At 69.0% G+C, this 26964-nt stretch carries 30 protein-coding genes and 1 pseudogene; 15 read left to right on the forward strand and 16 right to left on the reverse strand.

Going from position 1 to position 26964, the window contains the following annotated elements; genetic code table 11:
• Positions 1-5 precede the first annotated feature (5 nt).
• On the forward strand, positions 6-1607 hold the full coding sequence (locus KME78_RS40360) for an FAD-dependent oxidoreductase (protein WP_219534772.1): 1602 nt from the start codon (positions 6-8) through the stop codon (positions 1605-1607).
• A 27-nt stretch (positions 1608-1634) separates the two neighbouring features.
• Here KME78_RS40360 and KME78_RS40365 read toward each other — a convergent pair whose 3' ends face one another.
• The 10 genes from KME78_RS40365 to KME78_RS40410 form a co-directional block, all read right to left on the reverse strand.
• Positions 1635-2969, reverse strand: coding sequence for a Dyp-type peroxidase (locus tag KME78_RS40365; protein WP_219534773.1), 1335 nt, complete (start codon positions 2967-2969; stop codon positions 1635-1637).
• Positions 2970-2990: 21 nt separating this feature from the next.
• Positions 2991-4007 carry a hypothetical protein gene (locus KME78_RS40370; RefSeq protein ID WP_219534774.1) on the reverse strand — a complete coding sequence of 339 codons (1017 nt, stop codon included), beginning with the start codon at positions 4005-4007 and terminating at the stop codon, positions 2991-2993.
• 12 nt (positions 4008-4019) lie between these two features.
• A complete protein-coding gene (locus KME78_RS40375; protein WP_219534775.1) occupies positions 4020-4553 on the reverse strand; it encodes a hypothetical protein in 534 nt (177 codons plus the stop codon).
• Between the two features lie 131 nt (positions 4554-4684).
• Positions 4685-4891, reverse strand: a complete 207-nt coding sequence (locus tag KME78_RS40380) for a cold-shock protein (protein ID WP_219534776.1) — start codon at positions 4889-4891, stop codon at positions 4685-4687.
• A 222-nt stretch (positions 4892-5113) separates the two neighbouring features.
• The gene (locus KME78_RS40385; protein ID WP_219534777.1) at positions 5114-5929 is read right to left on the reverse strand and encodes a DUF8094 domain-containing protein; all 816 of its coding nucleotides are present in this window, start codon (positions 5927-5929) and stop codon (positions 5114-5116) included.
• 204 nt (positions 5930-6133) lie between these two features.
• Positions 6134-7087 carry a branched-chain amino acid ABC transporter permease gene (locus tag KME78_RS40390; protein ID WP_219534778.1) on the reverse strand — a complete coding sequence of 318 codons (954 nt, stop codon included), beginning with the start codon at positions 7085-7087 and terminating at the stop codon, positions 6134-6136.
• The gene (locus KME78_RS40395) at positions 7084-7944 is read right to left on the reverse strand and encodes a branched-chain amino acid ABC transporter permease (RefSeq protein ID WP_219534779.1); all 861 of its coding nucleotides are present in this window, start codon (positions 7942-7944) and stop codon (positions 7084-7086) included. Before KME78_RS40395 ends, KME78_RS40390 begins: the two co-directional genes overlap by 4 nt.
• Complete coding sequence (locus KME78_RS40400; RefSeq protein WP_219534780.1) at positions 7941-8600, reverse strand: ABC transporter ATP-binding protein; 660 nt, start codon at positions 8598-8600, stop codon at positions 7941-7943. The genes KME78_RS40395 and KME78_RS40400 overlap by 4 nt, the downstream gene beginning before the upstream one ends.
• Positions 8597-9352 carry an ABC transporter ATP-binding protein gene (locus tag KME78_RS40405; protein ID WP_219534781.1) on the reverse strand — a complete coding sequence of 252 codons (756 nt, stop codon included), beginning with the start codon at positions 9350-9352 and terminating at the stop codon, positions 8597-8599. Before KME78_RS40405 ends, KME78_RS40400 begins: the two co-directional genes overlap by 4 nt.
• Before the next feature lie 2 nt (positions 9353-9354).
• Entirely contained in the window at positions 9355-10533 is a 1179-nt protein-coding gene (locus KME78_RS40410) for an ABC transporter substrate-binding protein (protein ID WP_219534782.1), read from the reverse strand.
• Positions 10534-10686: 153 nt separating this feature from the next.
• Here KME78_RS40410 and KME78_RS40415 point away from each other — a divergent pair, with 153 nt between their 5' ends.
• Positions 10687-11787 carry a 5-methyltetrahydropteroyltriglutamate--homocysteine S-methyltransferase gene (locus tag KME78_RS40415; RefSeq protein ID WP_219534783.1) on the forward strand — a complete coding sequence of 367 codons (1101 nt, stop codon included), beginning with the start codon at positions 10687-10689 and terminating at the stop codon, positions 11785-11787.
• Between the two features lie 13 nt (positions 11788-11800).
• Here the strand turns inward: KME78_RS40415 and KME78_RS40420 are convergent, their stop codons facing one another.
• Entirely contained in the window at positions 11801-12568 is a 768-nt protein-coding gene (locus KME78_RS40420; RefSeq protein ID WP_219534784.1) for a class I SAM-dependent methyltransferase, read from the reverse strand.
• Between the two features lie 100 nt (positions 12569-12668).
• Between KME78_RS40420 and KME78_RS67495 the strand changes: the two genes are divergently transcribed.
• On the forward strand, positions 12669-13208 hold the full coding sequence (locus KME78_RS67495; protein WP_308127312.1) for a CGNR zinc finger domain-containing protein: 540 nt from the start codon (positions 12669-12671) through the stop codon (positions 13206-13208).
• Positions 13209-13212: 4 nt separating this feature from the next.
• On the opposite strand, the gene KME78_RS40430 is transcribed toward KME78_RS67495, so the two are convergent.
• The gene (locus KME78_RS40430) at positions 13213-14139 is read right to left on the reverse strand and encodes a D-2-hydroxyacid dehydrogenase family protein (protein WP_246652913.1); all 927 of its coding nucleotides are present in this window, start codon (positions 14137-14139) and stop codon (positions 13213-13215) included.
• 161 nt (positions 14140-14300) lie between these two features.
• Between KME78_RS40430 and KME78_RS40435 the strand changes: the two genes are divergently transcribed.
• The gene (locus KME78_RS40435) at positions 14301-14777 is read left to right on the forward strand and encodes a CHRD domain-containing protein (protein WP_219534787.1); all 477 of its coding nucleotides are present in this window, start codon (positions 14301-14303) and stop codon (positions 14775-14777) included.
• 407 nt (positions 14778-15184) lie between these two features.
• Here KME78_RS40435 and KME78_RS67500 read toward each other — a convergent pair.
• Positions 15185-15343, reverse strand: a pseudogene (locus KME78_RS67500) (ClpX C4-type zinc finger protein); the annotation flags it as partial.
• 17 nt (positions 15344-15360) lie between these two features.
• Entirely contained in the window at positions 15361-15702 is a 342-nt protein-coding gene (locus tag KME78_RS40445) for a hypothetical protein (RefSeq protein WP_219534789.1), read from the reverse strand.
• A 332-nt stretch (positions 15703-16034) separates the two neighbouring features.
• On the opposite strand from KME78_RS40445, the gene KME78_RS40450 reads away from it, so the two are divergent.
• From KME78_RS40450 to KME78_RS40495, 10 genes are all read left to right on the forward strand, one after another.
• Positions 16035-17861, forward strand: a complete 1827-nt coding sequence (locus tag KME78_RS40450) for a glycosyltransferase family 2 protein (RefSeq protein ID WP_219534790.1) — start codon at positions 16035-16037, stop codon at positions 17859-17861.
• Between the two features lie 76 nt (positions 17862-17937).
• Entirely contained in the window at positions 17938-18948 is a 1011-nt protein-coding gene (locus tag KME78_RS40455; protein WP_219534791.1) for an energy-coupling factor ABC transporter permease, read from the forward strand.
• Positions 18949-18992: 44 nt separating this feature from the next.
• On the forward strand, positions 18993-19748 hold the full coding sequence (gene cbiQ, locus KME78_RS40460; RefSeq protein WP_219534792.1) for a cobalt ECF transporter T component CbiQ: 756 nt from the start codon (positions 18993-18995) through the stop codon (positions 19746-19748).
• Positions 19745-20485: an energy-coupling factor ABC transporter ATP-binding protein gene (locus KME78_RS40465; protein WP_219534793.1), complete on the forward strand. Its 741-nt coding sequence runs from the start codon at positions 19745-19747 to the stop codon at positions 20483-20485. Before cbiQ ends, KME78_RS40465 begins: the two co-directional genes overlap by 4 nt.
• Positions 20486-20601: 116 nt before the next feature.
• Positions 20602-20940: an STAS domain-containing protein gene (locus tag KME78_RS40470; RefSeq protein WP_214643247.1), complete on the forward strand. Its 339-nt coding sequence runs from the start codon at positions 20602-20604 to the stop codon at positions 20938-20940.
• A gap of 48 nt (positions 20941-20988) precedes the next feature.
• Complete coding sequence (locus KME78_RS40475) at positions 20989-21762, forward strand: SDR family NAD(P)-dependent oxidoreductase (protein ID WP_219534794.1); 774 nt, start codon at positions 20989-20991, stop codon at positions 21760-21762.
• A 6-nt stretch (positions 21763-21768) separates the two neighbouring features.
• A complete protein-coding gene (locus tag KME78_RS40480; RefSeq protein WP_219534795.1) occupies positions 21769-22533 on the forward strand; it encodes a crotonase/enoyl-CoA hydratase family protein in 765 nt (254 codons plus the stop codon).
• A gap of 102 nt (positions 22534-22635) precedes the next feature.
• Positions 22636-23253 carry a rhomboid family intramembrane serine protease gene (locus KME78_RS40485; RefSeq protein ID WP_219534796.1) on the forward strand — a complete coding sequence of 206 codons (618 nt, stop codon included), beginning with the start codon at positions 22636-22638 and terminating at the stop codon, positions 23251-23253.
• A gap of 102 nt (positions 23254-23355) precedes the next feature.
• Positions 23356-23889 (forward strand): RNA polymerase sigma factor, encoded by a 534-nt coding sequence (locus KME78_RS40490; protein ID WP_219534797.1) that lies wholly within the window; start codon positions 23356-23358, stop codon positions 23887-23889.
• The gene (locus KME78_RS40495; protein ID WP_219534798.1) at positions 23886-24743 is read left to right on the forward strand and encodes a hypothetical protein; all 858 of its coding nucleotides are present in this window, start codon (positions 23886-23888) and stop codon (positions 24741-24743) included. The genes KME78_RS40490 and KME78_RS40495 overlap by 4 nt, the downstream gene beginning before the upstream one ends.
• On the opposite strand, the gene KME78_RS40500 is transcribed toward KME78_RS40495, so the two are convergent.
• The gene (locus KME78_RS40500; RefSeq protein ID WP_246652915.1) at positions 24744-25280 is read right to left on the reverse strand and encodes a TIGR00645 family protein; all 537 of its coding nucleotides are present in this window, start codon (positions 25278-25280) and stop codon (positions 24744-24746) included. It lies immediately after the preceding gene.
• A gap of 133 nt (positions 25281-25413) precedes the next feature.
• Here KME78_RS40500 and KME78_RS40505 point away from each other — a divergent pair, with 133 nt between their 5' ends.
• Complete coding sequence (locus KME78_RS40505; RefSeq protein ID WP_214643254.1) at positions 25414-25788, forward strand: BlaI/MecI/CopY family transcriptional regulator; 375 nt, start codon at positions 25414-25416, stop codon at positions 25786-25788.
• Here the strand turns inward: KME78_RS40505 and serC are convergent.
• Entirely contained in the window at positions 25767-26888 is a 1122-nt protein-coding gene (serC, locus tag KME78_RS40510) for a phosphoserine transaminase (RefSeq protein WP_219534800.1), read from the reverse strand. The genes KME78_RS40505 and serC overlap by 22 nt on opposite strands.
• Positions 26889-26964 lie beyond the last annotated feature (76 nt).

The following is a 26964-nucleotide window of genomic DNA, read 5'->3' on the forward strand; positions in this document are numbered from 1 at the left end:
CACCCATGACCGACATCCTCATCGTCGGCGGTGGGCTCGGCGGCGTCGCCGCGGCCGTGGCCGCCTGCCGCGCGGGCCACGACGTCGTACTCACCGAAGAGACGGACTGGATCGGCGGCCAGCTCACCGCGCAGGCCGTGCCCCCTGACGAGCACCCGTGGATCGAGAGCTACGGAGCCACCGCCACCTATCGTGAGGTGCGCGGCTCCATCCGCGACTACTACCGGCACTGGTACCCCATGACCGGCGGCGCGCGGCGCTGGCGCGAGCTGAACCCCGGCGCCGGATATGTCAGCAAGTTGTGCCACGAACCGCGCGTCTCCCTGGCGATCCTCAAGGCCATGCTGGCTCCCCACCTCGCCGCCGGGCGGCTGCGCGTCCTCCTGGAACACCGCCCCGTCGACGTCGAGGTGGACGGCGACCGCGTCAGGGCCGTCACGCTGCTGGACACCCGCTCCGGCGACTCGCACACCATCGCCGCCGCCTATGTCCTCGACGCGACGGAGACGGGCGAGTTGCTGCCGCTGGCGAAGACGGAGTACGTCACGGGCGCGGAGGCCAGGAGCGAGCACGACGAGCCGCACGCGCCGGAGGCGTATCAGCCGCTGAACATGCAGGGCATCACCTACTGCTTCGCCGTCTCGCACCACGAGGGCGAGAACCACGTCATCGACCGGCCGGTGGACTACGGATTCTGGCGCGACTACCGGCCTGACTTCTGGCCCGGGCCGCTGCTCGGCTTCAGCGCACCGGACCCACGCACCCTGGAGCCCGAAGCCCGCTGGTTCGACCCCAACCCGCCCGGTGACCCCCGCGGGGTGCTGGCCGACCAGAGCGCCCAATCAGGGGACAAGGACCTGTGGATGTTCCGCAGGATCCTCGCCCGCGACCTGTTCGAGCCCGGTTTCGCCGCTTCCGACATCACTCTGGTCAACTGGCCGCTGAACGACTACTGGCTACGCCCGATCATCGAGGTGGATGCCGGCACGGCCGCGCTGGCGCACCGGGAGGCCAAGCAACTGTCGCTGTCCTTGCTGTACTGGCTCCAGACCGAAGCGCCCCGTCCTGACGGCGGTACCGGTTTCCCCGGACTCCGGCTCCGCCACGACGTGGTCGGCAGCGCCGACGGGCTGGCGAAGTCCGCCTACGTCAGGGAGTCGAGGCGCATCCGCGCGGTCACCACCGTCACCGAGCACCACGTCTCCAGGGCCATCGTCGGTGACCGCGGCACGCCGCGGCACCATGACTCCGTCGGGGTCGGCGCGTACCGCATCGACCTGCACCCGTCGACCGGCGGGGACAACTACATCGACATCGCCAGCGTGCCCTTCGAGATCCCGCTCGGCGCGTTGCTGCCTGTCACGATGCGCAACCTGCTGCCCGCGGGGAAGAACCTCGGCACCACGCACATCTCCAACGGGTGTTTCCGCCTGCACCCGGTGGAGTGGAACGTGGGTGAGGTCGCGGGCCATCTGGCGGCCTACTGCCTGCGCCGGGGGGTGGAACCGCAGGAGGTCAGGGAGCGGGAGGCGTTGCTGGCGGAGTTCACCGGGGAGCTGGACAAGATCGGGGTGGAGCGCCACTGGCCGGCGCCCGCGGGCTACTGAGCCTCAGCTGGATCTCCGGTCCTCGTGCTAGTCCGTGAGGTCACCCAGCCGGCGCAGCGCGGTCAGTCCCGGCATGAAGCAGTATTCGCCGCCGCGCGTGACCACGAACCGCGGCAGCGCGACCAGGCGTCGCCGTACGGGACGCCGGGGAATGGTGAAATCGTCGGAGCCGTCGCGGGAGCCGACGACCGGATCACGCGCGGCGCCCGCGCCGAAGAAGACGCCGTCGTTCATCCATTCGGACTGGGCGAACTCGAACTGCCGCCCCAGATGCGCCCCGACGAAGGCGAACATCAGCCCGCGATCGGCCCCGTCGTCGTCCAGGACGCCCTCGGGCAGCAGCGGGCCGTAGGCGGTGCCGCGTCTGATCATTCGGTGCAGCCTCGGCACGCCGGCCACCGCCGCGTCCCGGGGGTTGCCCCGTCGGATGTGGCTGCCGCCGGGCGTGGCGAAACCGGCAGGATCGTCCTGCTCGTACAGGAAACTGTTGTTGCGGTACGGGTCGGCGCCGAGCGCGGGGTCGTCGTGCAGCGGGCAGAGGGCCAGAGGCGCGCCGCTGCGCCAGCGGCCCATGATCTTGGCGGCCAGGAGTTCCTCGTCCTCGGGGCTGGTGGCGTTGTCCTTCAGGTAGCGCCGGAACAGGGCGACGCGCTGGTGGAGCTTGCGGAAGACCACGTAGGTGCCGTTGCGGCCGAGCACCTCGGGCTGCGGCGTCTGGATGCCGCCGAGCTCGTCGGGGTAGCCGAGCACGAATTCGCCGGCCTTGAGCGGCACCTCCAGCTTGTTGGATCCGGGGATGCCGCTGCCCTCGACGGCCGGATGGCTGATGCCGTCGCGGTAGCCGAAGGGTTCGGTCTCGGTGGGCAGCGCGTGGCAGTTCTGGCGCCAGATGGCCGTCACGCCGGAGAGGGCGTCGTAGGCAGGGCGGGCGCGGTCGATGGCCGCGTCCAGCTGCGTGCTGTCGGGAGCGAGTGCCACCAGCGCCACGTGGACATCGGGCGTGCCCAGGGGCGCCTCCCAGTTCTCGGGGGCGCTCTCGCCGACGTCGCCCAGCGCCTTGGCGCGTGCGGCCATGCCCTGCCGGAACTCCCAGGCGAACGTCTCCAGCGACTCTCGCGGCACCCCGAGCGCCTTGAGTCCGTGGTAGGTGAGCGCGACACTGACCCAGGTCTCACCCAGCGGGCTCACCGTGTCGGCGGCCGAGGTCACCACGGCGCTGACCCGCCGCATCAGCTCCCGCCCATGGTCGCGGTCGTCGATGCGGAACAGGATGTAGGTCGCCGCGTACGGGCTCGGCCGGGGGCTGAGGACCCCGCGCTGGATGTCGTCGAGTTCGAGCTCGACATGGGTACGCTCGCTCACTGCGACCGGCCTTCTTCCGCGCTACTTCGCCGAGACGATGTTGTGCCAGAAGGCGCGCAGGCTTTCGTCGACGCCGAACAGCGAGCTGAAGATCGTGGTGTCGGCCATGATCACGTCACCGGCCCGGTCACCGCTGGGCGGCATCCACAGGAACATGTTGAACTCGGTGTTCCCGGCCTCCGTGAAGGGATGCGGTCTGGACAGGTCGATCGGCTGTCTGCCCAGCACATGGATGACGTTCGGGTCGTCGGTGGTCACCGCGTAGTGGGGGAGGTGCATGTGGAAGTTGAAGCTCGACACGCCTTCCAGCCACCTCTTGGTGTCCAGATCCCGGGCGATGGACAGAGGGGCGCTCTTCTTCCCTTCCGTCACGGCTGGACGCAGGCCGTATTGGTTCTCGACGGGCACCCCCAGGCCGGCGATCAGCGATCGGGTGTACCTGCCGAAGCGTTGCTGGCGGGGCACCAGCGCGTCGCCGTGGTGCCGATATTCGATCTCGCGCACCGCCAGGTCGTCCGACGCTCCGACGTCGTGATGCGGCCCCAGGGCCAGGCAGGTCCCTTCGCGGGTGAGGAAGTCACGCACCGCCTCGATCTCGGCGGTTGTGGCGTCCTGCCCGGTGATCATGTGGTCCAGCCCCCACACGAACATCGTGTCGGTGTCGGCCAGCACCCGCTCGTCCAGCGGGGTGTGGAACCCGGCCTGGTCGACGCGTTGATACACGGGTACGGGATGTCCGGTGGTCTCCTGGACGAACTGCTGGAACGGCAGCCAGCCCCAGAAGAACAGCTCCAGCCCGCCCGCGATGCCCTGCTGGAACCGCAGCGGATCCGACCATTTCGGGTCCTCGTAGGCCGGCCAGGTCACGCGGCGCACTTCGGTCATCGTGGAGAACCGGTTGTCCAGCTCGGCCGGGTTCCTGCCCGCCTCGGCTGGATAGCTCCATGCGACGTAGATGCTCAACCGCCGCCGGCCGGGGGTGTAGGGACGCGGTACGTGGTTCTGGTTGTAGGTGCGCGCCGTGCTGAACTCGATCATCTCGCATCCCCCTCATTGCAGCTGGTCGAGCATCTCCGACAGGGCGCTCTTGATCCGCAGGGCCTTTTTGATCTCATCCGCGGTGACGTACGGATACTCGCCGTACTCGATGAAGCTCGGACAGTGATGCTCGCGGACGAACCTGATGAACGCCTCGGGGTTGGTTCGCCAGTCCTCGGGGAAGCCTTCGAGGTTCTCGAAGGCCGTACTCACGCCCGCCTTGCTGAACAGCGCGATGGCGTCTTCGGTGTACTTGTCGAAGTCGGTGTCGAAGATCCCCTGGTACATGAAGCGCGTGTCGTCGTCGAAGAGCACCCAGCGTAGGTAGTGCAGCTTGAGCGGCGCGAGGAGATGCGGATCGGCTTCCAGGGCCTTGGCGAGCGTGGCGCCGTACTCTCGCATGGCTTCTGCTCGGCCTGGTTTGACCTTCGCGATGACGGTGAACCCGTAGCATGCCGGGCTACGCGGGTAGACAGGGCCGTATTTCCCCTGCTCCAGCCGGTCGGTCTCCTTCGGGATGACGACCGCCTGCGGCCTGATGTCCATGGCCGTCCCTCTCCATCGTCCTGCTCACGGGGGGAGACTCAAGCGGCCTGACCAGCACAATTGTCGCACAGAACGCGGTCGGGGCCCGCATCCGTGTGGATGCGGGCCCCGACCTGAGGCATGCGCCGTGACTAGGCGGGAACGATGTTCTCCGCCTGCGGGCCCTTCTGGCCCTGGACGACGTCGAAGGCCACCTTCTGGCCCTCGGTCAGCTCACGGTAGCCACCGTTCGAGATGATGTTGGAGTAGTGGGCGAAGACGTCGGCGCCGCCGCCGTCCTGCGCGATGAAGCCGAAGCCCTTTTCCGAGTTGAACCACTTCACGGTGCCGGAAGCCATATTGATCTCCTTCTGATGGTTGCAGATACGGGATCCGCACTTTACGGATCCTGTGTCGCTTTGATGAGCCCATCCGGAGATGACCGGCAAACAAAAAACGCACCTGAAGATCATGCTCGTTCAGGTGCGCACAAGTCTTTATGGGTACCACAACTGCAACGCCCAGACCATAGCACACATATCACCGCAACCGCAAAGCTCGCCGGTCGGCCGGTCCAGCCTTCATGATCCGTTGATGCTGAACGGCGAGAACCACTGGCCGATGACCCGTACCTTCCCGGGCGACGGAGGAATGACGGCGACGTAGATGGCGCCGCTCCTCATGGTGACCTTGGACTTGTAGAACGCGCCGCGGCTCAGCGCCGCCCATCCGCGCTGCGTCAGCCGCAGCTCCGCCGCGCCGGGACGGGCGGTGTAGGTGTCCTGCTGCCGAACGCCGTACCAGACCACGGCACCGCCGTCCGCCGTCTGCAGCGCGAAGATCTCCGGTACGAGCCGCGGCTGGTATTTCAGCGTCCACTGACCCCGCGCCTTCTGCCGGTCGCTCCGCAGACCTGCGACGAGCTCGGTGGTGTAGTCACCGGAGGCGAACATCCGCTTGGCGGCCGCGTCCTCGCCGAGCGTGCTCATCAGGCGCGTGTGCGTCTCGGCCGCCTCCCGGGGAGAGACGGCCAGGTCATTGCGCTGGTCCACGTTCACGGCGATGGCGAGACCGTTGGGATCCGTCGCGATCTCGGGTGTCCGTGCCACCGAGCCGGAGACCACGCGCCATCCCTCGGCGGTCTTCTGGAAGATCAATTGTGTCCAGTTCGACCCGGTCTTGTATTCGGCCAGGAACCAGGCGCCACTCGGCGGAATCGCGAACCGCGTCTTGGTGAAGGCGGGTCGTTTTCCCGGGCGTTCGCCGAGCAGCGTGTTCACCCGGTTGTCGGCGTTGGTCATTTGCAACGAGAGCCCGGCTTCCGCGGACTTCCAGTTCGCCTGTTTCGCCAGGCTCTCGTACTGGTCGAGAAGGCGTTTGGCCTCGGCCTGGGGCACCGGGGCGAAGGCCGCGGGAGAGGGCGCCGTGCCCCCCGCGAAAGCCGGTTGTGCGGGTTCGCCACCGCTACATGCGGCGACCCCGGATAATGCGCAGAAAATGGCTAGATACCGGATCTTCATGGCCGTCTCCGGAAAGTCGATTGCCACGAAGTACGTAGTGCGCCCCATTAGAGGTTCACTTGTATGCCGGATGAGTAAATCTCAACGATCTTTAAATCGTGCCCGGGTGAACGTGGGTAGCAGCCCGCGGGGCAGGAAGAGGACGACGAGGATGAGCACGAGCGCGTAGACCGCGTACGACAGCACGCTCGGCGCGTACGTGGGCATCCCTGGCAGGCTCGCGACCCGGTCGAGCCCCTGCACCAGCAGCGTGATCGCGGTGGCCCCGACGACGGCTCCCCAGATCGTGCCCAGGCCGCCGACGACGGCCATGACGATGTACTGGATCGAGATGAGCACCGGGAACGACCCCGGCGCGACGTACCCGGTGTAGAAGCAGTAGATGCCGCCCGCCAGGCCGGCGAAGGCGGCCGACAGCGCGAAGACGATGAGCTTGTAGCGGCCGACCGGGATGCCGGCGGAGGCGGCGGCGGTCTCGCTGGTGGCCAGGGCGCGCAGGGCCCGGCCCGGCCGGGAGGTGATCACGTTGTGCGTCACGAGCATCACCAGCGCCAGGCCCGCCCACGTCAGGTAGGCGTACGCCGGCGCGCTGCCCGCCTCGAACGAGCCGACGCCGAACTGGGGGATGGCCTGCAGCCCGATGTCGCCGCCGGTGACGTCCAGCTGCCCGGCCAGGGAGAGCAGGATCAGCTGCATGGCCAGGGTGGCGAAGGCCAGATGGTGGCCGCGGAGCCGCAGCAGCGGCGTGCCGATCACGAGGGCGAACGCGGCCGCCGCGACCGGGGCGGCGATCAGCCCGACCAGGGGAGGGACGCCGTTCAGCGCGAGCAGGGCGGCGGTGTAGGCGCCGATGGCGTAGAAGGCGCCCTGGCCGAGCGAGACCTGCCCGGCGTACCCCATGAGCAGGGAGACCCCGACCGTGACCATGGCCGCCAGGCCGAGCAGGATGTACACGGCCAGCGAGCTGTCGTCCAGCACGGCGGGCAGGGCAAGTGTGACGGCGGCGATCAGCAGCCCGCCGGCCAGCCGTTTCACACCGCCTCCTGGTGGATGGTCGATCGGCGGCTTGCCTGTACGACCATGACCACGAGCATGAGACCCAGAGCGACCTCCAGTTGGTGAGACCCGTACCCGTACCCCGCGGCCATGGTCTCGGCGACGCCGAGCAGCAGCGCGCCGCCGAGCGCGACGGCCGGACGGGTGAGCCCGCCGAACACGGCGGCGGCGAAACCGTTGACGATGAGCGTGACGTCGGTGTCGAACGAGATGGGCCGCAGCGGCGTGACCAGCACTCCGGCGATGCCGCCGAGCAGCCCGCCCAGGGCGAAGGCCAGCAGGCCCATCAGCCGGGTGTCGATGCCGATCACGCGGGCGGCGTAGGGGTTGGAGGCGCACGCGGTCAGCGCCTTGCCCAGATAGGTGCGGCCGAAGAAGAGGACGAGCAGGACGAACGTCGCCGCGGTGACGGAGATGACCAGCAGGTGCTGGGTCTGGACGTGCGCCCCGGCGATGGTCACGGAGCCGGCCAGACCGGGAGCGGAGCGCGGCTGGTCACCCCACAGGACGATCTCGACGGCGTAGGCGAGGACGCCCACGCCGAGCGTGATGATGAGCGACGACAGCGGGGTGGTGTCCCGTTTGCCGGTGGCGGCCAGGCCGGTCAGCAGCCCCGCGAGCGCGGCGACCAGGACGGCGGCGACCTCGCTGACCCCGTGCGGGACCCCGAGCCCCAGCAGCGAGGAGGTGCAGAGCCCGGCGACGACGGCGAAGGTGCCCTGGGCGAAGTTGACCACCCCGGTGACCCGGTAGATGGTGACCAGCCCGCTGGCGATGAGCGCGATCGCGCACCCGACGGCCAGCCCGTTGAGCAGATAACCGATGAACGCGCTCATGTGATCGCCCCACCCAGGTACGCGCCGGCCACGCGCGGGTCGTCGGCCAGCTCGGCGCACGCGCCCTCGGCCACCACACGGGCGGATTCCAGGACGTACGCCCGCTCGCACAGGTCGAAGGCCAGCCGCGCGTTCTGCTCGATGAGCAGCACGGTCAGGCCCAGCGTCCGGTTGAGCTCGACCAGGTGACCCGCCAGCTTCGCGGTGAGCAACGGCGCGAGCCCCAGCGACAGCTCGTCGACCACGAGCACGTCGGGCCGCGACATCAGGGCCTGGCCGAAGGCCACCATCTGCTGTTCGCCGCCCGACAGCACGCCCGCGCGCCTGTGGGACAGCTCGGCCAACTGGGGCAGCAGCCGGTAGACGGAGGAGGGGTCGCGCAGGCCGGAGCGCCAGCCGCCGAGGGCGAGGTTGTCGGCGACCGACAAATCCGGAAAAACTTGGCGGCCCTCCGGGATGAGCGCCAGGCGGCCGCCGATCCGCACCGTGCCGGACGCCGGGGTGAGGAGGCCCGCCAGGGTGTTGGCCAGCGTCGACTTGCCCGCGCCGTTCGGGCCGAGCAGCGCGACCATCTCGCCGCGCGCCACCGAGAGCGCGACGTGGTCGAGCGCGGTGGCCGCGCCGTACGAGACGACCAGGTCGGAGACGTCGATCATGAAGCCTGTCCGAGATAGGCGGCGAGTACGAGCGGATCCGCGCGGATTTCGGCCGGAGAGCCGTCCGCGATGACCCGCCCGAGGTCGAGGACCACGACCCGGTCGGCGAGCCGGGTCACGAACGCGACGTCGTGCTCGATGAGCAGAACGGTCAATCCGCTCGCCCGCAGCTCCTCGACCAGGGCCGCGAGCCGTTCGCGCTCGCCGCCGCGCAGGCCGGACGCGGGCTCGTCGAGCAGCAGCAGCCTGGGCCGCGCGCACAGGGCGCGGGCCAGTTGCAGCGCCCGCTGCTGGCCGATCGGGAGCTCGTCGGCGGCCCGGTCCGCCCACTCGGCCAGCCCCACCCGGTCCAGGGCGAGATCCGCCTCGCGGGCGATCTCGCGCTCGTCGGCGCGATGCCGCGGCAGCCGCAGCGCCGCCGCGACGAACCCGGCCCGGGTACGGCTGTGCATCCCGACCATGACGTTCTCCCTGACCGTCATGCCGCGGAACACCCGGGCACCCTGGAAGACGATGGACATGCCGAGCCGGGCCCGCCGGTGGGGCGGCAGCCGGTCGACCCGGCGCCCGAGAAAGGTGATCTCGCCCCGGTCCGCCGGCAGATGGCCGGTGATGAGGTTGAACAGCGTGGACTTGCCGGCGCCGTTGGGCCCGATGACCCCGCACACCTCGCCCTCCGCGACGCTCAGCGTGACGTCGCCGACCGCGTAGACGCCTCCGAAGGAGCGTGAGATCCCGGTGACCGTCAGCACCGCTACTCCGCGGCCACGGTCTTGGCGAGCTGCGCCTTGGCCCAGGCCGTGGTGATGAACTGACCGTTCTTCACGGTGTTGACCGAGATGTACTCGGGGGAGAGCCCGGAATGGTCGGTGGGGGAGTAACGGAACCGGCCGTTCGGCGTGACCAGGTCCATGGTCTCCAGCGCCTGCTGGATCTTGGCCTTGTCGGTGCTCCCCGCCTTCTTGATCGCCTCGAACAGCAGCAGGCTCGCGCTGTAGCCGTCCTGCGCGAACTGCGGTGGCGGATAGCCGTGTTTCTGCTGGTACGGCTTGGCCATCTGCTCGATGACCTGCTTCTGCTTGCCGTCGGGCAACTGCTCGCCCACCACGCCGATGGCGCTCTGCACGGTCATCCCCTCGGCCGCGGCGCCCATCGGCTCCAGCCAGAGCTTGCTGGCCTGGGACGCGGTCAGGAACAGCGGCACCTTCAGCCCGGCGGCGGCGTACTGCTTGGCGGCGGTGACGCCGGGCGCGCCGGAGCCCCAGAAGACCAGCGCCTGGGCGGCGGAGCCGCGTACGTGGGTGAACAGGGGGCTGAAGTCGGAGGTCGTGGTCTCGTACGGCTCGTCCACGGCTATCTTCACGCCGTACTTCGCGGCCAGCGCGACCATGGCCTTGTGGCCGGAGACGGAGTAGGCGCTCTTGGAGTCGTAGGCGACCGCGATCGTCTTGAGGCCGGTGGCCTGGATGTACTGCAGGTAGCGCTCGGCGTACATGCTGGACAGCGCGGGCGTGACGAAGACGTAGGACTTGATCGGCTCGACCTGCTCCTGGGCGGGCGCCAGCGACAGGTACGGCATCTTGTCCCGCTGCGCCAGCGGCTCGATGGCCAGCGCCGAGTTGGAGAAGACCGGGCCGATCAGCGCGTCGATCTCGCCCTTGATCTGGTTGTAGGCCACGATGCCCTGGTCCGGTGCGGTCTTGTCGTCGCGGGCGACGAGCTCCACCTTGCGGCCCAGCAGTCCGCCGCCGTTGTTGATCTGTTCGACGGCCAGCTCGACGGCCTTCTTGTCCTCGCTGCCGAGCGGGGTGTAGTTGCCGGTCAGCGAGACGATGAGGCCGACTTTGATGGGGTCTTGGGCGCCTGATCCGCCACTGCCGCAGGCGGCTGTGGCGAGAACGAGACAGGCCAGGGACGGGAGAAGCCTGCGCATCAGGACCTCCAGGACCGCGAATGTGGCCCTGAATGTAGGCAGGCTTTTTACGCCTGTCAATAGAGTGCCCAACATTGTGATCCGGAGAACGGTGACAGCCCTTGTACGGTGGCCTAGCTTGGGGCGTACGACGCTCAAGAGAAGGTGATCCACATGCGCACCTCACCCCCTTTCCGCGCAGACCACGTCGGCAGCCTGCTCAGGCCGCCCGCCCTGCTCCACGCCCGTGAGAGTTTCACCGGCGGGGCACTGCGCGAGGTGGAGGACGAGGCGATCCGCGAGGTCGTACGCAGGCAGGAGGAGCTCGGCCTGCAGGCGGCGACCGATGGGGAGTTCCGCCGGGCCTCCTGGCACATGGACTTCATCTACCAGCTCGGCGGCATCGGCCAGGCGACCGGCGAGCACATCACGGTCCGCTTCCACAACGAGCAGGGCGACATCGAGTTCACCCCGGCGGCGATGCGGGTGCACGACAAGATCAGGCTGGCCGAGCCGATCTTCGCCGACCACTTCTCCTTCCTGCGCGACACCGTGACCACGGCGGTGCCCAAGCTGACCATCCCCTCGCCCAGCATGGTCCACTACCGGGGCGGGCCCGCCTCCATCGACCCGGACGTCTACCCGGACGTCGAGGAGTTCTGGAGCGACCTCAGCGCCGCCTACGCCGAGCAGGTCCGCCGGATCGGTGAGCTGGGCTGCACCTACCTGCAGTTCGACGACACCAGCCTGGCCTATCTCAACGACCCGGCGCAGCGGGCGGAGCTCGCCGAGCGCGGCGACGACGCCGAGCACATGCACCTGCGTTACATCAAGCAGATCAACATCGCGCTCGCGGCCAAGCCCGAGGGCATGGCGATCACCACGCACATGTGCCGCGGCAACTTCCGCTCCTCCTGGGCCGCCTCCGGCGCCTACGACTACGTCGCCGAGGCGCTGTTCGGTGAGCTGGCCGTGGACGGGTTCTTCCTGGAGTTCGACGACGAGCGCTCCGGCGGCTTCGAACCCCTGCGCTTCGTGCCGCCGGGCAAGATGGTGGTGCTCGGCCTGGTCACCACCAAGCGCGGCGAGCTGGAGTCCAAGGACGCGCTCAAGCGGCGCATCGACGAGGCCGCCAAGTTCGTTGACCTGGACCAGCTCTGCCTGTCCCCGCAGTGCGGCTTCTCCTCCACGGTCGAGGGCAACGTGCTCACCGCCGACGAGCAGTTCGCCAAGCTGGCCCTGATCGTCGAGACCGCGCGGGAGGTGTGGGGCTGAATCGCGGCGGGCGTCAGGCGCGGACCGCGCAGAGCAGGCGGTTGTTGCCGCGCTGCCAGAGCGTGCCGACCTCGGCGAAGCCCGCCTGGCGCAGGGCCTCGACGTGCTGGGACAGCCGGCCGGACTCGCTGCCGCTGTGGGCGGCGCCCGCGGTGGTGCGAGCGGTACGGGCGTCGTTGAGCTCGCTGAACGCGGGCTCGGCCGCGATCGCGTCCCACCACTGCCGCCAGTCCTCCGGGCGGTCGCCCGCGAACACCCGGTCGGTGTGGCGGTCGTGGATGGCGCGTTCGAGCCGGGCGATGGCCGGGGTGGCGTCGTCGTCGGAGTCGAAGTGGTCGCCGTTGAGCAGCAGCCCGCCCGGACGCAGCACGGTGACCAGGTCGGCGTACAGCTTCCGGAGGTCCGGCTCGGCCAGCCAGTGCAGTGCGGTGGTGCTCACCGCGACGTCAGCCGGGCGGTCCAGGCCCAGGAGCTCCGTCCAGCCCGGTGTCCGCAGGTCCACGTCGACGAAGCCGAGCCGCGGGTAGGCGGCCCGGCCGAGCCCGAGCAGCAGCGGGTCGGCGTCGACCGGGATCACCGTGGCCTTGGGCAGCCGCTCCAGGAGGCGGGCGGACAGCGAGCCCGGCCCGCAGCCGAGGTCGATGACCAGCGGATCGGGGCGGCCCAGCGCCTCGACGGCGTCGATCAGCGCGGTGAAACGCTCCTCACGGTCGGGTAGGTAGCCCTCCTGCTGCCGGTCCCAGCGCGTGATCCAGTCGAGTGCGATCTCATGAGTGAGCACGTCGTCTCCTTGTGACTATCGTTTACCCTTTAGACAGTCACAAGCTAAAGCATAGGATGTAACTGGTCAAGTGAATTTCAACAGTCACACGGACACGGTCGTGAGAGTCGCCGTGACGGTGGTCAACGCGCTGACTCCGGGCGAGAGCCGAGGGCGCCCCTGGCCGGCGCCGCGCGATCTCGCCGCCACCGCCACCGACGTGTTCCGTGCCGTCTACCCCACGCATCCCGAGGTGACCGAGGCGGAGGCGGGCGAGTACGCCGAGGTCGCGGCGCGCCTGCGGGCGGTCTTCCAGGCCGTCGCGGATGACGACATCGACACGGCCGCGACGCAGGTCAACAGCCTGCTCGACGAGTCGCGCGCGCGGCCGATGCTGCAGCGGCACGACGGCGAGCCGTGGCATCTCCACTTCCACGGCACGGGCGGCACCCTGGCCGGCGACTGGGCGGCGAGCTGCGCCACCGGGCTCGCGATCGTGCTCGGCAGCGAGTTCTCCGACCGGCTCGGCGTGTGCACGGCGCCGCACTGCGACCGGGTCTACGTGGACGTGTCACGCAACGGCACGCGCCGCTTCTGCTCCACCGCCTGCCAGAACCGGGTCAAGACCGCGGCCTTTCGCGCACGCGGAAAGGTCACGTGAACAGTTACGTGAGGAGCCGGACCGGGGTGCCCGCGAGGAAGGCGTCGATGTCGGCCACGGCCTCGCCGAAGAAGGTGCGGTAGTTGCCCTGAGTGACGTAGCCGAGGTGCGGCGTGGCCAGGACGTTCGGCAACGTGCGCAGCGGATGGTCGTCCGGAAGCGGTTCCCGGTCGAAGACGTCCAGCCCGGCGCCGGCGATCCGGCCCTCGGACAGCGCCTCGATCAGGGCGGTCTGGTCCACGATGGCCGCCCGCGAGGTGTTGACCAGATAGGCCGTGCGACGCATCAGCGCCAGCTCCGGAGCGCCGAGCAGCCCGCGGGTCCGGTCGCTCAGGACGAGGTGGATCGACACGATGTCCGACTCGGCCAGGAGCGCCTCCTTCGTGGCCGCGTACCGTACGCCCAGCTCATCGGCCCGTTCGGCGGTCAGACTGCGGCTCCAGGCGACGACGTCCATGCCGAAGGTGCGGCCGATGGTGGCCATCTGGGAGCCGATCTTGCCGAGGCCGAGCAGGCCGAGGGTGCTGCCGCGCAGGTCCAGGCCGATCGTGTGCTGCCAGGGGCCGCCGGTCCGCAGGGCGGTGGCCTCGGGGATCAGGTGGCGGGCCAGGCCGAGGATCAGGGCCCAGGTCAGCTCGGTAGGAGGCGCCGAACTACCGCCCGTGCCGCAGACCGTGACGCCGTGGGCGCGGGCGGCGTCGAGGTCGATGGAGGCGTTGCGCATGCCCGAGGTGATGAGCAGACGGAGGTTCGGCAGCCGGGCGAAGACCTCGGCGGGGAACGGGGTGCGTTCCCGCATGATCACCACGATCTCGTGCTTGTCGATGGCCCGGACGAGGTCGTCCTGGGTGGCGAAGTGCTCGCGAAAGCTCGTCGCCAGGACCGCGGACCAGTCGGCGAGGCCGAGTGCGATATCCTGATAATCATCCAATACAGCACAGCGCAGCATAAATGCGGATATTACCGGCGCTGTCCCCGGCAGGCACAGGTCGCTTGCCGTGTCGTCGCTTCGCCCTGACTTCGCCGTCTTGGCATTCCGCCACATACGTGCGGAAGGGTGTTCTGAAGTCTGATGGGAGAGGAAATCATCCCATGCGCAGACCCTTGGCAGCCGCCACCCTCACAGCAGCGGCCCTCATCACCGCCTTCGCGACCGTCCCTGGCGCGGCGAACGCGAGCTCGGCCGACCGTACGCACCGCGTCTTCATGAACGGCAGCCAGGAGGTGCCCGGCCCCGGTGACCACAACGGGGTGGGCGTCTTCACCTACCAGGTGAAGGGCGCGGAGCTCTGCTACACCATCACCGCCCGCCACATCAAGCCGGCCACGGCCGCCCACATCCACAAGGGCAAGAAGGGCGTGGCGGGTCCGATCGTCGTCACGCTGAAGACCCCGGCCGACGGCTCCGCGAAGGGCTGCATCAAGGCGGTCAAGGAGGAGAACAAGAAGGACGCCGCGCTCGTCCTGACCCAGAGCGAGCTGCACGGCATCGTCGACTCGCCGCAGCGCTACTACGCCAACGTGCACAACGAGAAGTTTCCGATGGGCGCCATCCGCGGTCAGCTGTGACCCCCTGCTCCAGCTCCCCGGTGCGATGCGGGGAGCTGGAGCCCGTTCAGCCGGTGGACAGGCGTTCCGCCTCCTCGTGCAGTGCCACGATGAGGATCAGCTCCAGGTGGAGCTCCGCCAGATCGGGTGCCGTGAGGCTGTCGAGGACATGCATGATGGGCCTCCCTCAAGCAAGGACGTCCCATCCGTCACAGGGGTTTACCAGATCATTCCCGGAAGCGTTCCCAGGCCGACTGCCGCGTCATGCTGAGCGAGGCGCCGATGCGCTCCCAGCTGACGTTTCTGGTGCGCAGGTGCCGCACCCACTCGTGGAGATTGTCGTCGATCTGCACCTGCACGGCGGCGATCTTGGGGAGGTGGTCGAGGATCTGGTCCTCGGTCATGGTCTCCCACACGGGCAGGCGCGGCTCGGTGGAGGAGGCGAGCTGCTCCTCCTTGAGGATCTCGGCGCACAGTCCCACGCACTCGTCGCAGATGTGCACGCCGGGTCCGGCGATGAGCTTGGTCACCTCTGCGGCGCTCTTGTGACAGAACGAGCAGCGCGTGTTTTCCTTCCAGTCAGGCATGGCCTGACAGTAGCGCGTCAGGTTGCCCCTGACAAGCCGGTGAGCGTCTGCATGATCTCCTGCCGCTCCTCGTTGATCCTGCGGCAGATCGTCACGTACGCGTTCAGCACCTTGCAGTACGACTGACGCGCCTCGTCGAGCTGGGCCGCGCGGATGACGATCCGCTCCTGGTCGCCCTGGATCTCGGCCTCGATGAGCAGCGCCCGCGCCTCGTCCACGATCTCTTCCGCCCTGATCCGCGTACGGCGAAGCAGGGCGGAGCATTCGTGGAGCTCTCCCAGCCGCGCTGAGGAGACGATGAACTCCGCAGCGTGTACGGCCGAGCCGGTCACCCTGGGCCCGCGAAGATCGGATCCCACTCTCGCCACCTCCCCGGTCAAGGTTGCCTCACTGTAGACGCGCCACCCCATCGGGTGGATCACCTGGCCTGACGTGGGGGTACGGCATCCTTCCCCCGGGGGAGGTTCTCTCCTCCCGGGTGGGAAAACAGCGTCCCTGAACCCCGTTCGGTCATGCCAGATTGCGGTAATAGGCAGCCCCACCTGCACTTATGTGAAGAGTGCGATGAATCTTCGGCCTGCGGAAGAGGTTGGGATGAAGAGATGAGATCGGCCACGCGACGCCTACTCGCCATCACATACTGAAACGACGTGACAGCGGATTGTGACGGCTGAAGGGCGCGCTTGTGGCTATGGCGACTTCGAACGGCGACGAGGACGCGGTGGACGTCAGCGTCATCATCCCTGCCCACAACTGCCGGCCATACCTCGACCGGTGCCTCACCTCGGCGCTGGTCCAGCGGATCAGGAAAGAGATCATCGTCGTCGACGACGGATCGACCGACGGCAGCGACGAGCTGCTCGACCTCTACGCCACCTACCACAAGGGCAGCGTCAAGGTCGTCAGCATCGCCGGCTCCGGCGGCGCCGGGCGGCCGCGCAACGTGGGCATCGAGCACGCCACCGGCCGCTACGTCTTCTTCTGCGACGCCGACGACTACCTGGGCCCCGAGGCGCTGGAACGCATGGTCGCCATGGCCGACCGCAACGGCTCCGACATCGTGCTCGGCAAGGTCGTCGGGCACGGCCGGCGCGCTCCGATGTCGATGTTCCACCGCGGCGCCGAGCGGGCCGAGCTCGGCGACAGCGCCGTCTACAACAGCCTGAGCTGCTTCAAGCTGTTCCGCAGGGAGATGCTGATCAGCCACGGCATCAAGTTCGGCGAGGGGATGCTCGTCGGCGAGGACATCCACTTCACCGTGCACGCCTACTGCCACGCCAAGGTGATCTCCGTGGTGGCCGACTACGACTGCTACCACCTGGTCTCCAGGGCCGACGGCAGCAGCATCATGCAGCAGCCGGGCAGCCGCGACCCGCGCGGCTGGCTCACCATGATCCGCGGCCCGATCCAGCTCATGACCGAGCACGTCCCGCCGGGGCCGCTGCGCGACCACCTGCTCCGCCGGCACTTCAGGCTCGACGTGTTCGAGCAGCTCGGCGCGCCGTTCCTGGAGGCGGACGAGGTGCAGCGCAAGGAGATCGCGCAGGAGGTGGCCGCGCTCTGCGACAGGTGGATGACACCCGGCGTCTACGAGCGGCTCAACCGGACCGACAGGCAGCGGCTCACCGCGCTCGGCGACATCAACCGCCTGGTACGACTGGCTGAGATCGAGGGCGCCGCCGTACGCCGCCGGCTGACCGGCCTGCGCTGGGAGGCGAACCGGCTGGTCGTGACAGGGATCGCCGGGCTCGACGGCATGCCGGAGCACGACGGGGTCGCGGTCGTGCTGCGCGCCCGCAACGTGCGCGGGCAGGAGCTGATCGTGCCCGCCGAGCGCGACGGCGCCGCGTTCACCGCCCGCATCGACGTGGCCGCGCTCGACTCGGGCATCTGGGACCTGCGGGTGGCCGTCGAGATGGAGGGCGTGGTCAGGTACGGCCGGCTCGGCGCCGACCGCGACGGCTGCGTCACCCGGCCGGCGCCCCGGCTCATCGGCGCCGTGGTGACCCTGCCGTACTTCACCAAGGACAACGGCAACCTCAGCATCGACGTCGGCGGCCACCTGATGACGGTGCCGGGCCGGGCCAGGATCCACCGGACACGGTGGACGCTCGGGCGGCGGCTGGTCATCGACGGCGAGGTCACGGTCGTCGGGGTGGTCCCGGCGGCGTCGGCGATCACCCGGCTCGTCTGGCGCGAGCGGCAGACGGGCAACGAACGGGCCGAGCGGGTGGTCGCGCTGCCCGGCGGCGGGTTCGCGGCCCGGCCCGCGATGGGCAGGTTCGCGCCGGGCATCTGGGACGCCTACCTGGAGGTCGAACTGGGCGGTCCGCCGGCCAGGTTCCGGATCGAGACCGACGCGCAGTCCGTCGCCGCGCCGCGCCGGCTGTGGGGCCGGTTGCGGGGCGGGGCCGTGGTCAGGAGCGTGCGCCCGTACGCGACCTCGGGCAAGGGCCGGCTGAGCACGGTGGTGCGCAAGATGAAGACCCGTACGGCCTTCCGCAAGATCCTCGGCTAATTGCCACCTATGTGCAGGTGCAAGTCAATGTCCTAAACTAGGCGTGTTGCTGCACCGCTTGATGAAGGGCTTTGCCGTGCACGTACCTGATGGCTTCTTCAACGCGGCCGTGTCCGTGTCCGCCGGGGCGGTCGCCGCCGCCGGCCTGGCGGTCTGCCTGCGCGGAGCCAGGCGCGAGCTCGACGACCGGACCGCGCCCATGGCCGGACTGGTGGCCGCGTTCATCTTCGCCGTCCAGATGCTCAACTTCCCGGTCGCCGCGGGCACCAGCGGCCATCTGCTGGGCGGGGCGCTGGCCGCCATCCTCGTGGGGCCTTATACGGGTGTGCTCTGTATGGCCGTGGTCCTGCTGGTGCAGTGCGTGTTCTTCGCCGACGGCGGCCTCACGGCGCTGGGGATCAACATCTCGATCATGGGCATCGTCACCGTGGTGGTCGGCTGGGGGGTCTTCCGGCTGGTCGCGCGGCTCACCAAGAGCAGGGGCGGGGTGACGGCGGCCGCGTTCCTCGCCGCGTTGATCTCCGTGCCCTCCGCCGCGCTGGTGTTCTCGGCGCTGTTCTGGGTCGGCGGCACCGCGCCGATCGAGGTCGGCGCGGTGGCGGCGGCCATGGGCGGCGTGCACGTGCTGATCGGCATCGGCGAGGGCGCCATCACGGCGCTGACCGTCGGCGCGGTGCTGGCCGTCCGGCCCGACCTCGTGTACGGCGCCCGCGGGCTGACCCAACCCCTCGTGCTGAGGGGAGCGAGCGCCGGGGAGCCGATCACGGTGGCCGCCGAGGAGCCGGCCCCCGCCCGCGCCACGGTGAAGCCGTTCCTGCTCGTCGGCCTCGGCCTGACACTGCTGCTGGCCGGGATCGTCTCCTTCTTCGCCTCCTCCAGCCCCGACGGGCTGGAAGCGGTTGCTGAGAACAAGGGCTTCCTCGACCAGGCCACCCACCACGTGTTCGGCTCGTGGGCGCTGGCCGACTACGGTGATGTGGGCGGCATCCCCGTGGGGGTCGCCGGGATCATCGGCGTCGGGCTCGTGCTGCTCATCGCCGGCGGCGTGGCCTACGCGGCCCGTGCCCGAGGGAAAGTCCGGGTTTGAGCAGCATGGGCGATGACCTATGAACGAGAGACGGTGAGTAGCGGGTGGGCGCTGGGCACCATCATCAGCTCTACCTCGCGGGGGACTCGGTCGTGCACCGGCTGCCGCCGCAGTGCAAGCTGCTCGCCGTCGCCGCGTTCGCCATCGTGGTGGTGGCGACGCCGCGGGAGCGGTTCTGGGCGTTCGGGCTCTACGCGGTCCTGCTCGCGGGCGTCGCCGTGGCCGCCAGGGTGCCGTTGACGTACGTGCTGCGGCGGATGGTGGTCGAGCTGCCCTTCGTGCTGTTCGCCTTCCTCATCCCGGTGATCGGGCTGGGGGAGCGGACGACCGTGCTGGGGGTCTCGCTGAGCGTGGCCGGGCTCTGGGCCGGCTGGAACATCCTGGCCAAGGCGACGCTGGGCGTGGTCGCCTCGATCCTGCTCGCGGCCACCACCGAGCCGCGGGTCATCCTCATCGGGGCCCAGCGGCTCCGGCTGCCCAGCCTGCTGGTGCAGATCGCGATGTTCATGCTTCGCTACATGGACGTGATCATGGATGAGATGCGGCGGATGCGGGTCGCGCGGGAGTCTCGTGGCTTCGAAGCACGGAATTTCCGGCACATCCCGGTGATCGCCCGCTCGGCGGGCGCCCTGTTCATCCGCTCGTACGAACGCGGTGAGCGGGTGCACCTCGCGATGCTCAGCCGCGGCTATTCCGGGCGGATGCCGATAATGGACGAAATTTCGGGATCTGTTGGGCAGTGGGCCACGGCCCTCGCCCTGCCGGCCGTGGCTCTAGCCGTACTAGGACTCTCGCTGTGAACTCTCTGGAAGTGACCCGGCTCGCCTACGCCTATCCCGACGGGACGCAGGCCCTGTTCGGTGTGGACTTCGCGATCCGGCGCGGCGAGCGCGTCGCGCTGCTCGGCCCGAACGGCGCCGGCAAGACCACGCTCGTCATGCACCTGAACGGCATCCTCACCGCCGGGCACGGCTCGGTGAGCGTGGCAGGCACACCGGTGCGCAAGGACACGCTCAAGGAGATCAGGCAGCGCGTCGGCCTCGTCTTCCAGGACCCGGACGACCAGCTCTTCATGCCCACGGTCCGGGACGACGTCGCGTTCGGCCCGGCCAACTCGGGCGTGGCCGGCGAGGAGCTGGAGCGCGCGGTCAAGGGCGCGCTGGAGCGGGTCGGCATGCTGGAGGTCATCGACCGGCCGCCGCACCACCTGTCGTTCGGTCAGCGCCGGCGGGTGGCCGTGGCGACCGTGCTGGCGATGGAGCCGGAAATCCTGGTGCTCGACGAGCCGTCCTCCAACCTTGATCCGGCCGCGCGCCGGGAACTGGCCGAGGTTCTGCGCTCGCTCGACGTGACCGTGCTCATGGTCACCCACGACCTGCCGTACGCGCTGGAGCTGTGCGAACGCTCGCTGATCCTGTCCGACGGGGTGATCGTCGCGGACGGGCCGACCCGCGAACTCCTCGCCGACTCCGAGCTGCTCGCCCGGCACCGCCTGGAGCTCCCTTACGGCTTCGCCATCCCCGCGACGGCTGATTAGAGCGGATCACAACTGGTTTTGTCCGGTTTTGGCGCCTCACATCAAAACCATCCGAGTTTGTGCATGCCCGGTATCCGGGGATGTCGAAGTACAGTGGCTCATCGAGGAGGGGCCAAATGAAGCTGCGGCTTGCGCGACACGCCCTGGGTGATGCCGTGGTGGTGGCCGTTGAGGGGGAGCTTGACCTGTTCACGGCGCCGTTCCTTCGCGACGAGGTCCGCGACGCCATCAAACAGGATGGCGCCTGGCTGGTGCTCGATCTTCAGCAGCTGTCGTTCATGGACTCCAGCGGGCTGTCGGTGCTCATCGAGGCCTGGCGGCTGGCCACGGGAGAGGGCGGCGGCGTGTCCCTGGCCGCGCCACAGGCCCCCGTCGCCCGCATCCTGCGCACGACCGGCCTCGACCGGCGGATCAAGGTATATTCCGATGTCGACACGGCCGTAGGTGAGATTTAACCCACTCCGAGTAGAACTTCATTCGGTTGGCGGGTTAGGGTCCGGGATATGGACGTGAACGGATCTGCAGCAATCATCTCCGGCGGGGCCAGCGGCCTCGGCGAGGCGACGGCCCGCGAGCTCGCGGGTCACGGCGCCACAGTGGTCATCGCCGACCTCAACGAGCAGCGCGGCAAGGCCATCGCCGACGAGCTCGGCGGCGTCTTCGCCAAGACCGACGTGACGGACGACGAGCAGGTGCAGGCGGCCGTCGACGCGGCCGTCGCCACCGGCAAGCCGCTGCGCGTCGTGGTGAACAGCGCGGGTATCGGGTGGGCCGAGCGCACCGTCAACCGTGACCGCGCCCCGCACAACCCGGCCTCCTTCCGCAAGGTGGTCGAGGTCAACCTGATCGGCACGTTCAACCTCATGCGGATCGGCGCGGCGGCGATCGCCAAGACCGAGCCGGTGGACGCCGACGGGCAGCGCGGTGTGGTGGTCAACACCGCCTCCGTCGCGGCGCTGGAGGGTCAGACCGGGCAGCTCGCCTACTCGGCCTCCAAGGGCGGCATCGTGGGCATGACCGTGCCCGCCGCGCGCGACCTGGCGGCCATCGGGGTGCGGGTCAACACCGTCTGCCCGGGGATCATCGACACCCCGATCTACGGCTTCTCGGCCAACGCCGACGAGTTCAAGGCCAAGCTGGTGGCGCCTGTGGTGTTCCCCAAGCGCATGGGACGGCCCGACGAGTTCGCGCATCTGGTCAGGTCGCTCATCGAGAACGACTACATGAACGCCGAAGTCGTCCGCTTCGACGGCGGCATCCGCTTCCAGCCCAAGTGAGGTTCCGTGTCTGACGAAGTGCTCGTCGAAGAGTCCGACGGCGTCGCCGTGATCACGATCAACCGGCCCGCCGCGCGCAACGCCATCAACGGCGCGGTGGCCCGCGGCATCGCGGCCGCCTTGGACGAACTGGAGGCCCGCACCGACATTTCCGCCTATGTCCTGACCGGCGCGGGCGGATACTTCTCGGCGGGCATGGATCTCAAGGGCTTCCTGTCCGGCGACTTCCCCGTGGTCGAGGGCCGCGGCTTCGGCGGCCTGGCCGAGTCGCCGCCCAAGAAGCCGATCGTGGCGGCGGTCGAGGGCTACGCGCTCGCGGGCGGCTTCGAGCTCGCGCTGTCGTGCGACGTGATCGTGGCGTCGTCGGAGTCCAAGTTCGGCCTGCCGGAGCCCAAGCGGGGTCTCGTGGCGGGCGCGGGCGGCATCATGCGGCTGCCGCAGCGGATCCCGTACCACGTCGCCATGGAGATCGCCCTGACCGGCGACCACTACCCCGCCTCGCGCCTGTACGAGCTGGGGCTGGTCAACCGGATCACCCCGGCGGGCGAGGCGCTGGACGGGGCGCTGGAGCTGGCCCGCAAGATCGCCGCCAACGCCCCGCTGGCGCTCGCGGCCACCAAGAAGGTGATCATCGAGTCGCAGGACTGGTCGCTGGAGGAGATGTTCGCCAAGCAGGGCACGATCATCGGCCCGGTGTTCGGCTCGAAGGACGCCATGGAGGGCGCGGCGGCCTTCGCCGAGAAGCGCGCCCCCCAGTGGAAGGGCGAGTAGCCCTTTTCCCGGCCCCCTCCCTGTTTGGGAGGGGGTTTCCTTAGCGCACGCATAAGTTCTTCTGCGTACGGTAAAGAAGGAGACGGCTAGCGGGAGGGGCGCATGAGCGACTATTCGAGATCCGCGTACGAGTCCGCCAAGCGGCGCGCGGGCACCCTCCTCACCGGTGCGCTGAGCGCGGCCTTGGTCATGATCGTGCTGCTCGGCGTGATGTGGGCGGTCGAGGTCGTCGACTTCACCATGAACGGCAGCCTCGACCGGGAGTTCGGCATCGTCGGCCTGGAGCCTTCCGGGCTCATGGGCATCTTCTTCGCCCCGTTCCTGCACGTGGGCTTCGGTCACCTCATGGCCAACTCGCTGCCGCTGCTGATCCTGGGGTTCCTGGCCGCATTACGCGGGATCGGGCGGTTCTTCGCGGCCAGCCTGCTGATCATCGTGATCGGCGGGATCGGCACCTGGGCCACCAGCGGCCTCGACACGGTCACGGTGGGCGCGAGCGGCCTGGTGTTCGGATATTTCGGGTATGTGCTGGCGCGCGGGATATTCGACCGGCGCGTGTTCGACATCCTCATCGGCATCGGGGTGGCGGTCGTCTACTACTCGATCCTCTGGGGGCTGCTGCCCAACCAGCAGGGCATCTCGTGGCAGGGCCACCTGTTCGGCCTGCTGGGCGGCGTCATCTCCGCCTGGCTGCTGCGCCGCAAGCGCGAAGCGCTGTAGGGCGGCATTTCCCCCCGATCGGGGTGAAATGCCGGAACGGCCTCAGACATGTAGGGGGTGTCCGTAACCCCCGACTGAGGAGGCCGACCATGGGATTCGCCAGTGGATGACGACCGGAGACGCCGGTTCGAGGCCGTGTATGCCCAGACATACGAGCCGATTCTCGGATACGCCATGCGCCGCTGCGCGTCCCCCGAGGACGCGGCGGACGTGGTGGCCGAGACGTTCGCCATCGCCTGGCGTCGCGTCGACGCGCTGCCGCCTGACGCGGAGGTCAGGCTCTGGCTGTACGGCATAGCCAGGAACGTCCTGGCCAACCACCGGCGCGGCCGGGTCAGGCGGCAGTCCAGGAGCGTGCGGCTCGACGCCGACCTCGCCGACCTGTACGCCTACTCGCCCGAGGGCAGCGTCGAGCTGGGCGCGATCGCGCAGGCGTTCAAGGAGTTACACGAGGACGACCGGGAGCTGCTGTCCCTGGTCGCCTGGGAGGGGCTGGACCACGCCCAGCTCGCCAAGGTCCTCGACTGCTCGCGCAACGCCGTACGCATCCGGCTGCACCGCGCGCGCAAGCGCTTCGCCAAGGCGCTGGCCGGCGCGGGCGTCTCCGTCAACCGTCTTTCCGTGGAGTCCATATGAACGAGTTGAGCGAGCTCGCCAGGATCCGGGACGAGCAACTGGCCGGTCAGGCGTCCCGCGCGGGGGCCCGTGCGCTGCTGGCGGCCATCGTCGCCGAGGAGCCGGGCACGGAAGCCGCCCGGAGCCGGACGCCGAGATCGCGCCGCGCCCGCCGCCTGGTCGTGGGGTTGGTCGCCACGGCCGCGCTCGCCACCGTGGCCGTCATGGGCCCGAGCCTGCTGGAGCGGGACGCCACCTCGTACGCCAACAGCGCCATCGACATCGAGCTGCGCGGTGACGAGTACGTCGCCACGATCAAGGACCCGTTCGCCGACCACGCCCTGTACGCCGAGGGGTTCCAGGCGCTGGGCCTCAATATCGGCGTGGAGCTGATACCCGTCTCACCGACCCAGGTGGGCGAAATCGTGCGCTTCGGGTTCGCCGGCACCACCCAGGCCGACAGGCTCGGCGGCGGCCTGAAGCCGGACGGATGCACGCTCGGCCAGGAAGGTTGCTTCCTCACTGCCACGGTGACCAAGGGATTCAAGGGCCATGGCATCTTCTACCTGGGTCGGCCGGCCAAGCCCGGGGAGAAGTACCAGGCTTACGCGGACGCCGGCAGGAAGGGCGAGATGCTGGAAGGCTACGACGTCGACGGGCGGACGGTGGGCGAGGTCGCGGCCGAGGCGCACAGGCGTGGCCTGCGGGTGGTCTTCGAGATCATCGAGGAGGTCCCGAACGGCTACTCCACGAAGCAGTCGGCCGAGGCCGGCGACGACTGGTATGTCTGGGCCGCCAGGCCCGACCAGGCCGGCACGGTGCGACTGATGGTCACGGAGAAGCACCTCAAGAAGAACCCGGTCACCGGCGAGTAGCTAGGAGGGGTGCACCCGCTCGGCCGGGGAGGATGAGAGCAGGCGATCTATCAGTGCCAGGCCGATGGCCGAGAGGACGAAGGCCAGGTGGATGATCGTCTGCCACATCATCTTGCTGTCCGGGATCGACTGGGCCTTGATGAACGTCTGCAGCAGGTGGACCGACGAGATGCCCACGATGGCCGTCGCCAGCTTGACCTTGAGGACGTTCGCGTTGACGTGGGACAGCCACTCCGGCTCGTCGGGGTGCTCGTTGAGGTTGATCCGCGAGACGAACGTCTCGTAGCCCCCGACGATGACCATGATGAGCAGGTTGGAGATCATCACCACGTCGATGAGCCCCAGCACCGACAGCATGACCGTGACTTCGATGTCCTTGTTGCTGCCGTGGAGGACGCCTTCGATCAGGTGCCACAACTCGACCCCGAACTGCCACACGTACACGCCCTGGGCCACGATCAGCCCGAGGTAGAGCGGGACCTGGAGCCAGCGGCTGGCGAACATCAGGTAGCCCAGGCCGTTGGGCCGCCTGCTCATACTCATCCGGTATAACCCCCGTCACATGACGATATATCCGCCCAACTGGGCAGAAGGAAGATCAGCCCCGGTCGCGCGTGTGGGCTTTTTCGGTAAGAATGTTTCCTAACTCACCTAGCCGGAGGTCGGTCAGTTGGCGAAGCTGGGGTCCCTGGAGCGCGCGATCATGGACGTGCTGTGGGATGCCGGTAAGCCGATGCGGGTGCGCGAGCTGCTCGCCACGCTCAACGAGGAACGCGAGCTCGCCTACACCACCGTGCAGACCGTCGCCGAACGGCTGGTGAAGAAGGGGCTGCTCGTCCGCACGCCGTACCGGAACGCCTTCAAGTACGCGGCCGCCTACTCCAGGGACGAGCACGTCACGCGGCTCATGCTGGAGGCGCTGGCGGCCAGCACCGACCGGCTGCCGGTGCTGGCGAGGTTCGCGCAGAGCGTCGAGGAGGAGGACGCCCTGGCCCTGCTGGACGAGCTGTCGCGCCGGACGGGTCAGAGACGCTCGACCACGTAGTCGACGCAGACCGTCAGCGCCTCGACGTCGGCCGGGTCGATGGCCGGGAACATCGCGACGCGGAGCTGGTTGCGGCCGAGCTTGCGGTAGGGCTCGGTGTCGACGATGCCGTTGGCGCGTAGCGCCTTGGCCACGGCGGCCGCGTCCACGTCGTCGGAGAAGTCGATCGTGCCGACCACCTGCGAGCGGAACTCGGGAGCCGCGAACGGCGTGGTGTAGGAGGTCTTCTCGGCCCAGGTGTAGAGGCGCTGGGCGGAGTCGGCGGTGCGGGCGGTGGTCCAGGCCAGGCCGCCGTTGCCGTTCATCCAGTCGAGCTGGTCGGCCAGCAGGAACAGCGTCGCCACCGACGGGGTGTTGTAGGTCTGGTCCTTGCCGGAGTTGTCGATCGCGACCGGCAGGCTGAAGAACTCCGGCACGTAGCGATCGGTGGCGGCGATCTCCTCGACCCTCTCCAGGGCGCGCGGCGACATGAGCGCGATCCACAGGCCGCCGTCGGAGGCGAAGCTCTTCTGCGGGGCGAAGTAGTAGACGTCGGTCTCCTCGATGGCCACGGGCAGGCCGCCCGCGCCGGAGGTGGCGTCCACGAGCACCAGCGAGTCGTCGGAGCCGCCCAGCTCGATCGGCCGCTCGATCGGCATGGCCACGCCGGTCGAGGTCTCGTTGTGGGTGAGCGCGTAGACGTCGATCCCGTCCTCGGGCACCGCGGCCGGGTAGGTGCCCACCTCGGACTTGATCACCGTGGGCTCGCCCAGCCAGGGCGCCTTCTTGGCGACAGTGGCGAACTTCGAGGAGAACTCGCCGAACGACAGGTGCTGTGACCGCTCCCGGATGAGCCCGAAGGAGGCGATGTCCCAGAACGCGGTGGTGCCGCCGTTGCCCAGCACGACCTGGTAGCCCTCGGGGAGCGCGAACAGGTCGATGAGGCCGGCGCGTACGCGGCCGACCAGGTTCTTGACCGGCTTCTGGCGATGGGAGGTGCCCATGAGACTCGCGCCGGAGGCGGCGAGCGCGGCCAGTTGCTCGGTGCGAACCTTCGAGGGCCCGCAGCCGAAACGGCCGTCGACGGGCTTGATGTCAGCGGGAATCACGATGTCAGCCACCTGACCAAGGGTACTTACCCGTGAAGGTTGCCTGGACCCGGGTCCGGATGGTGAGAAAGGATGAACCATTCCCACT

The organism is Nonomuraea guangzhouensis (assembly GCF_019396345.1).
Classification (GTDB): domain Bacteria; phylum Actinomycetota; class Actinomycetes; order Streptosporangiales; family Streptosporangiaceae; genus Nonomuraea; species Nonomuraea guangzhouensis.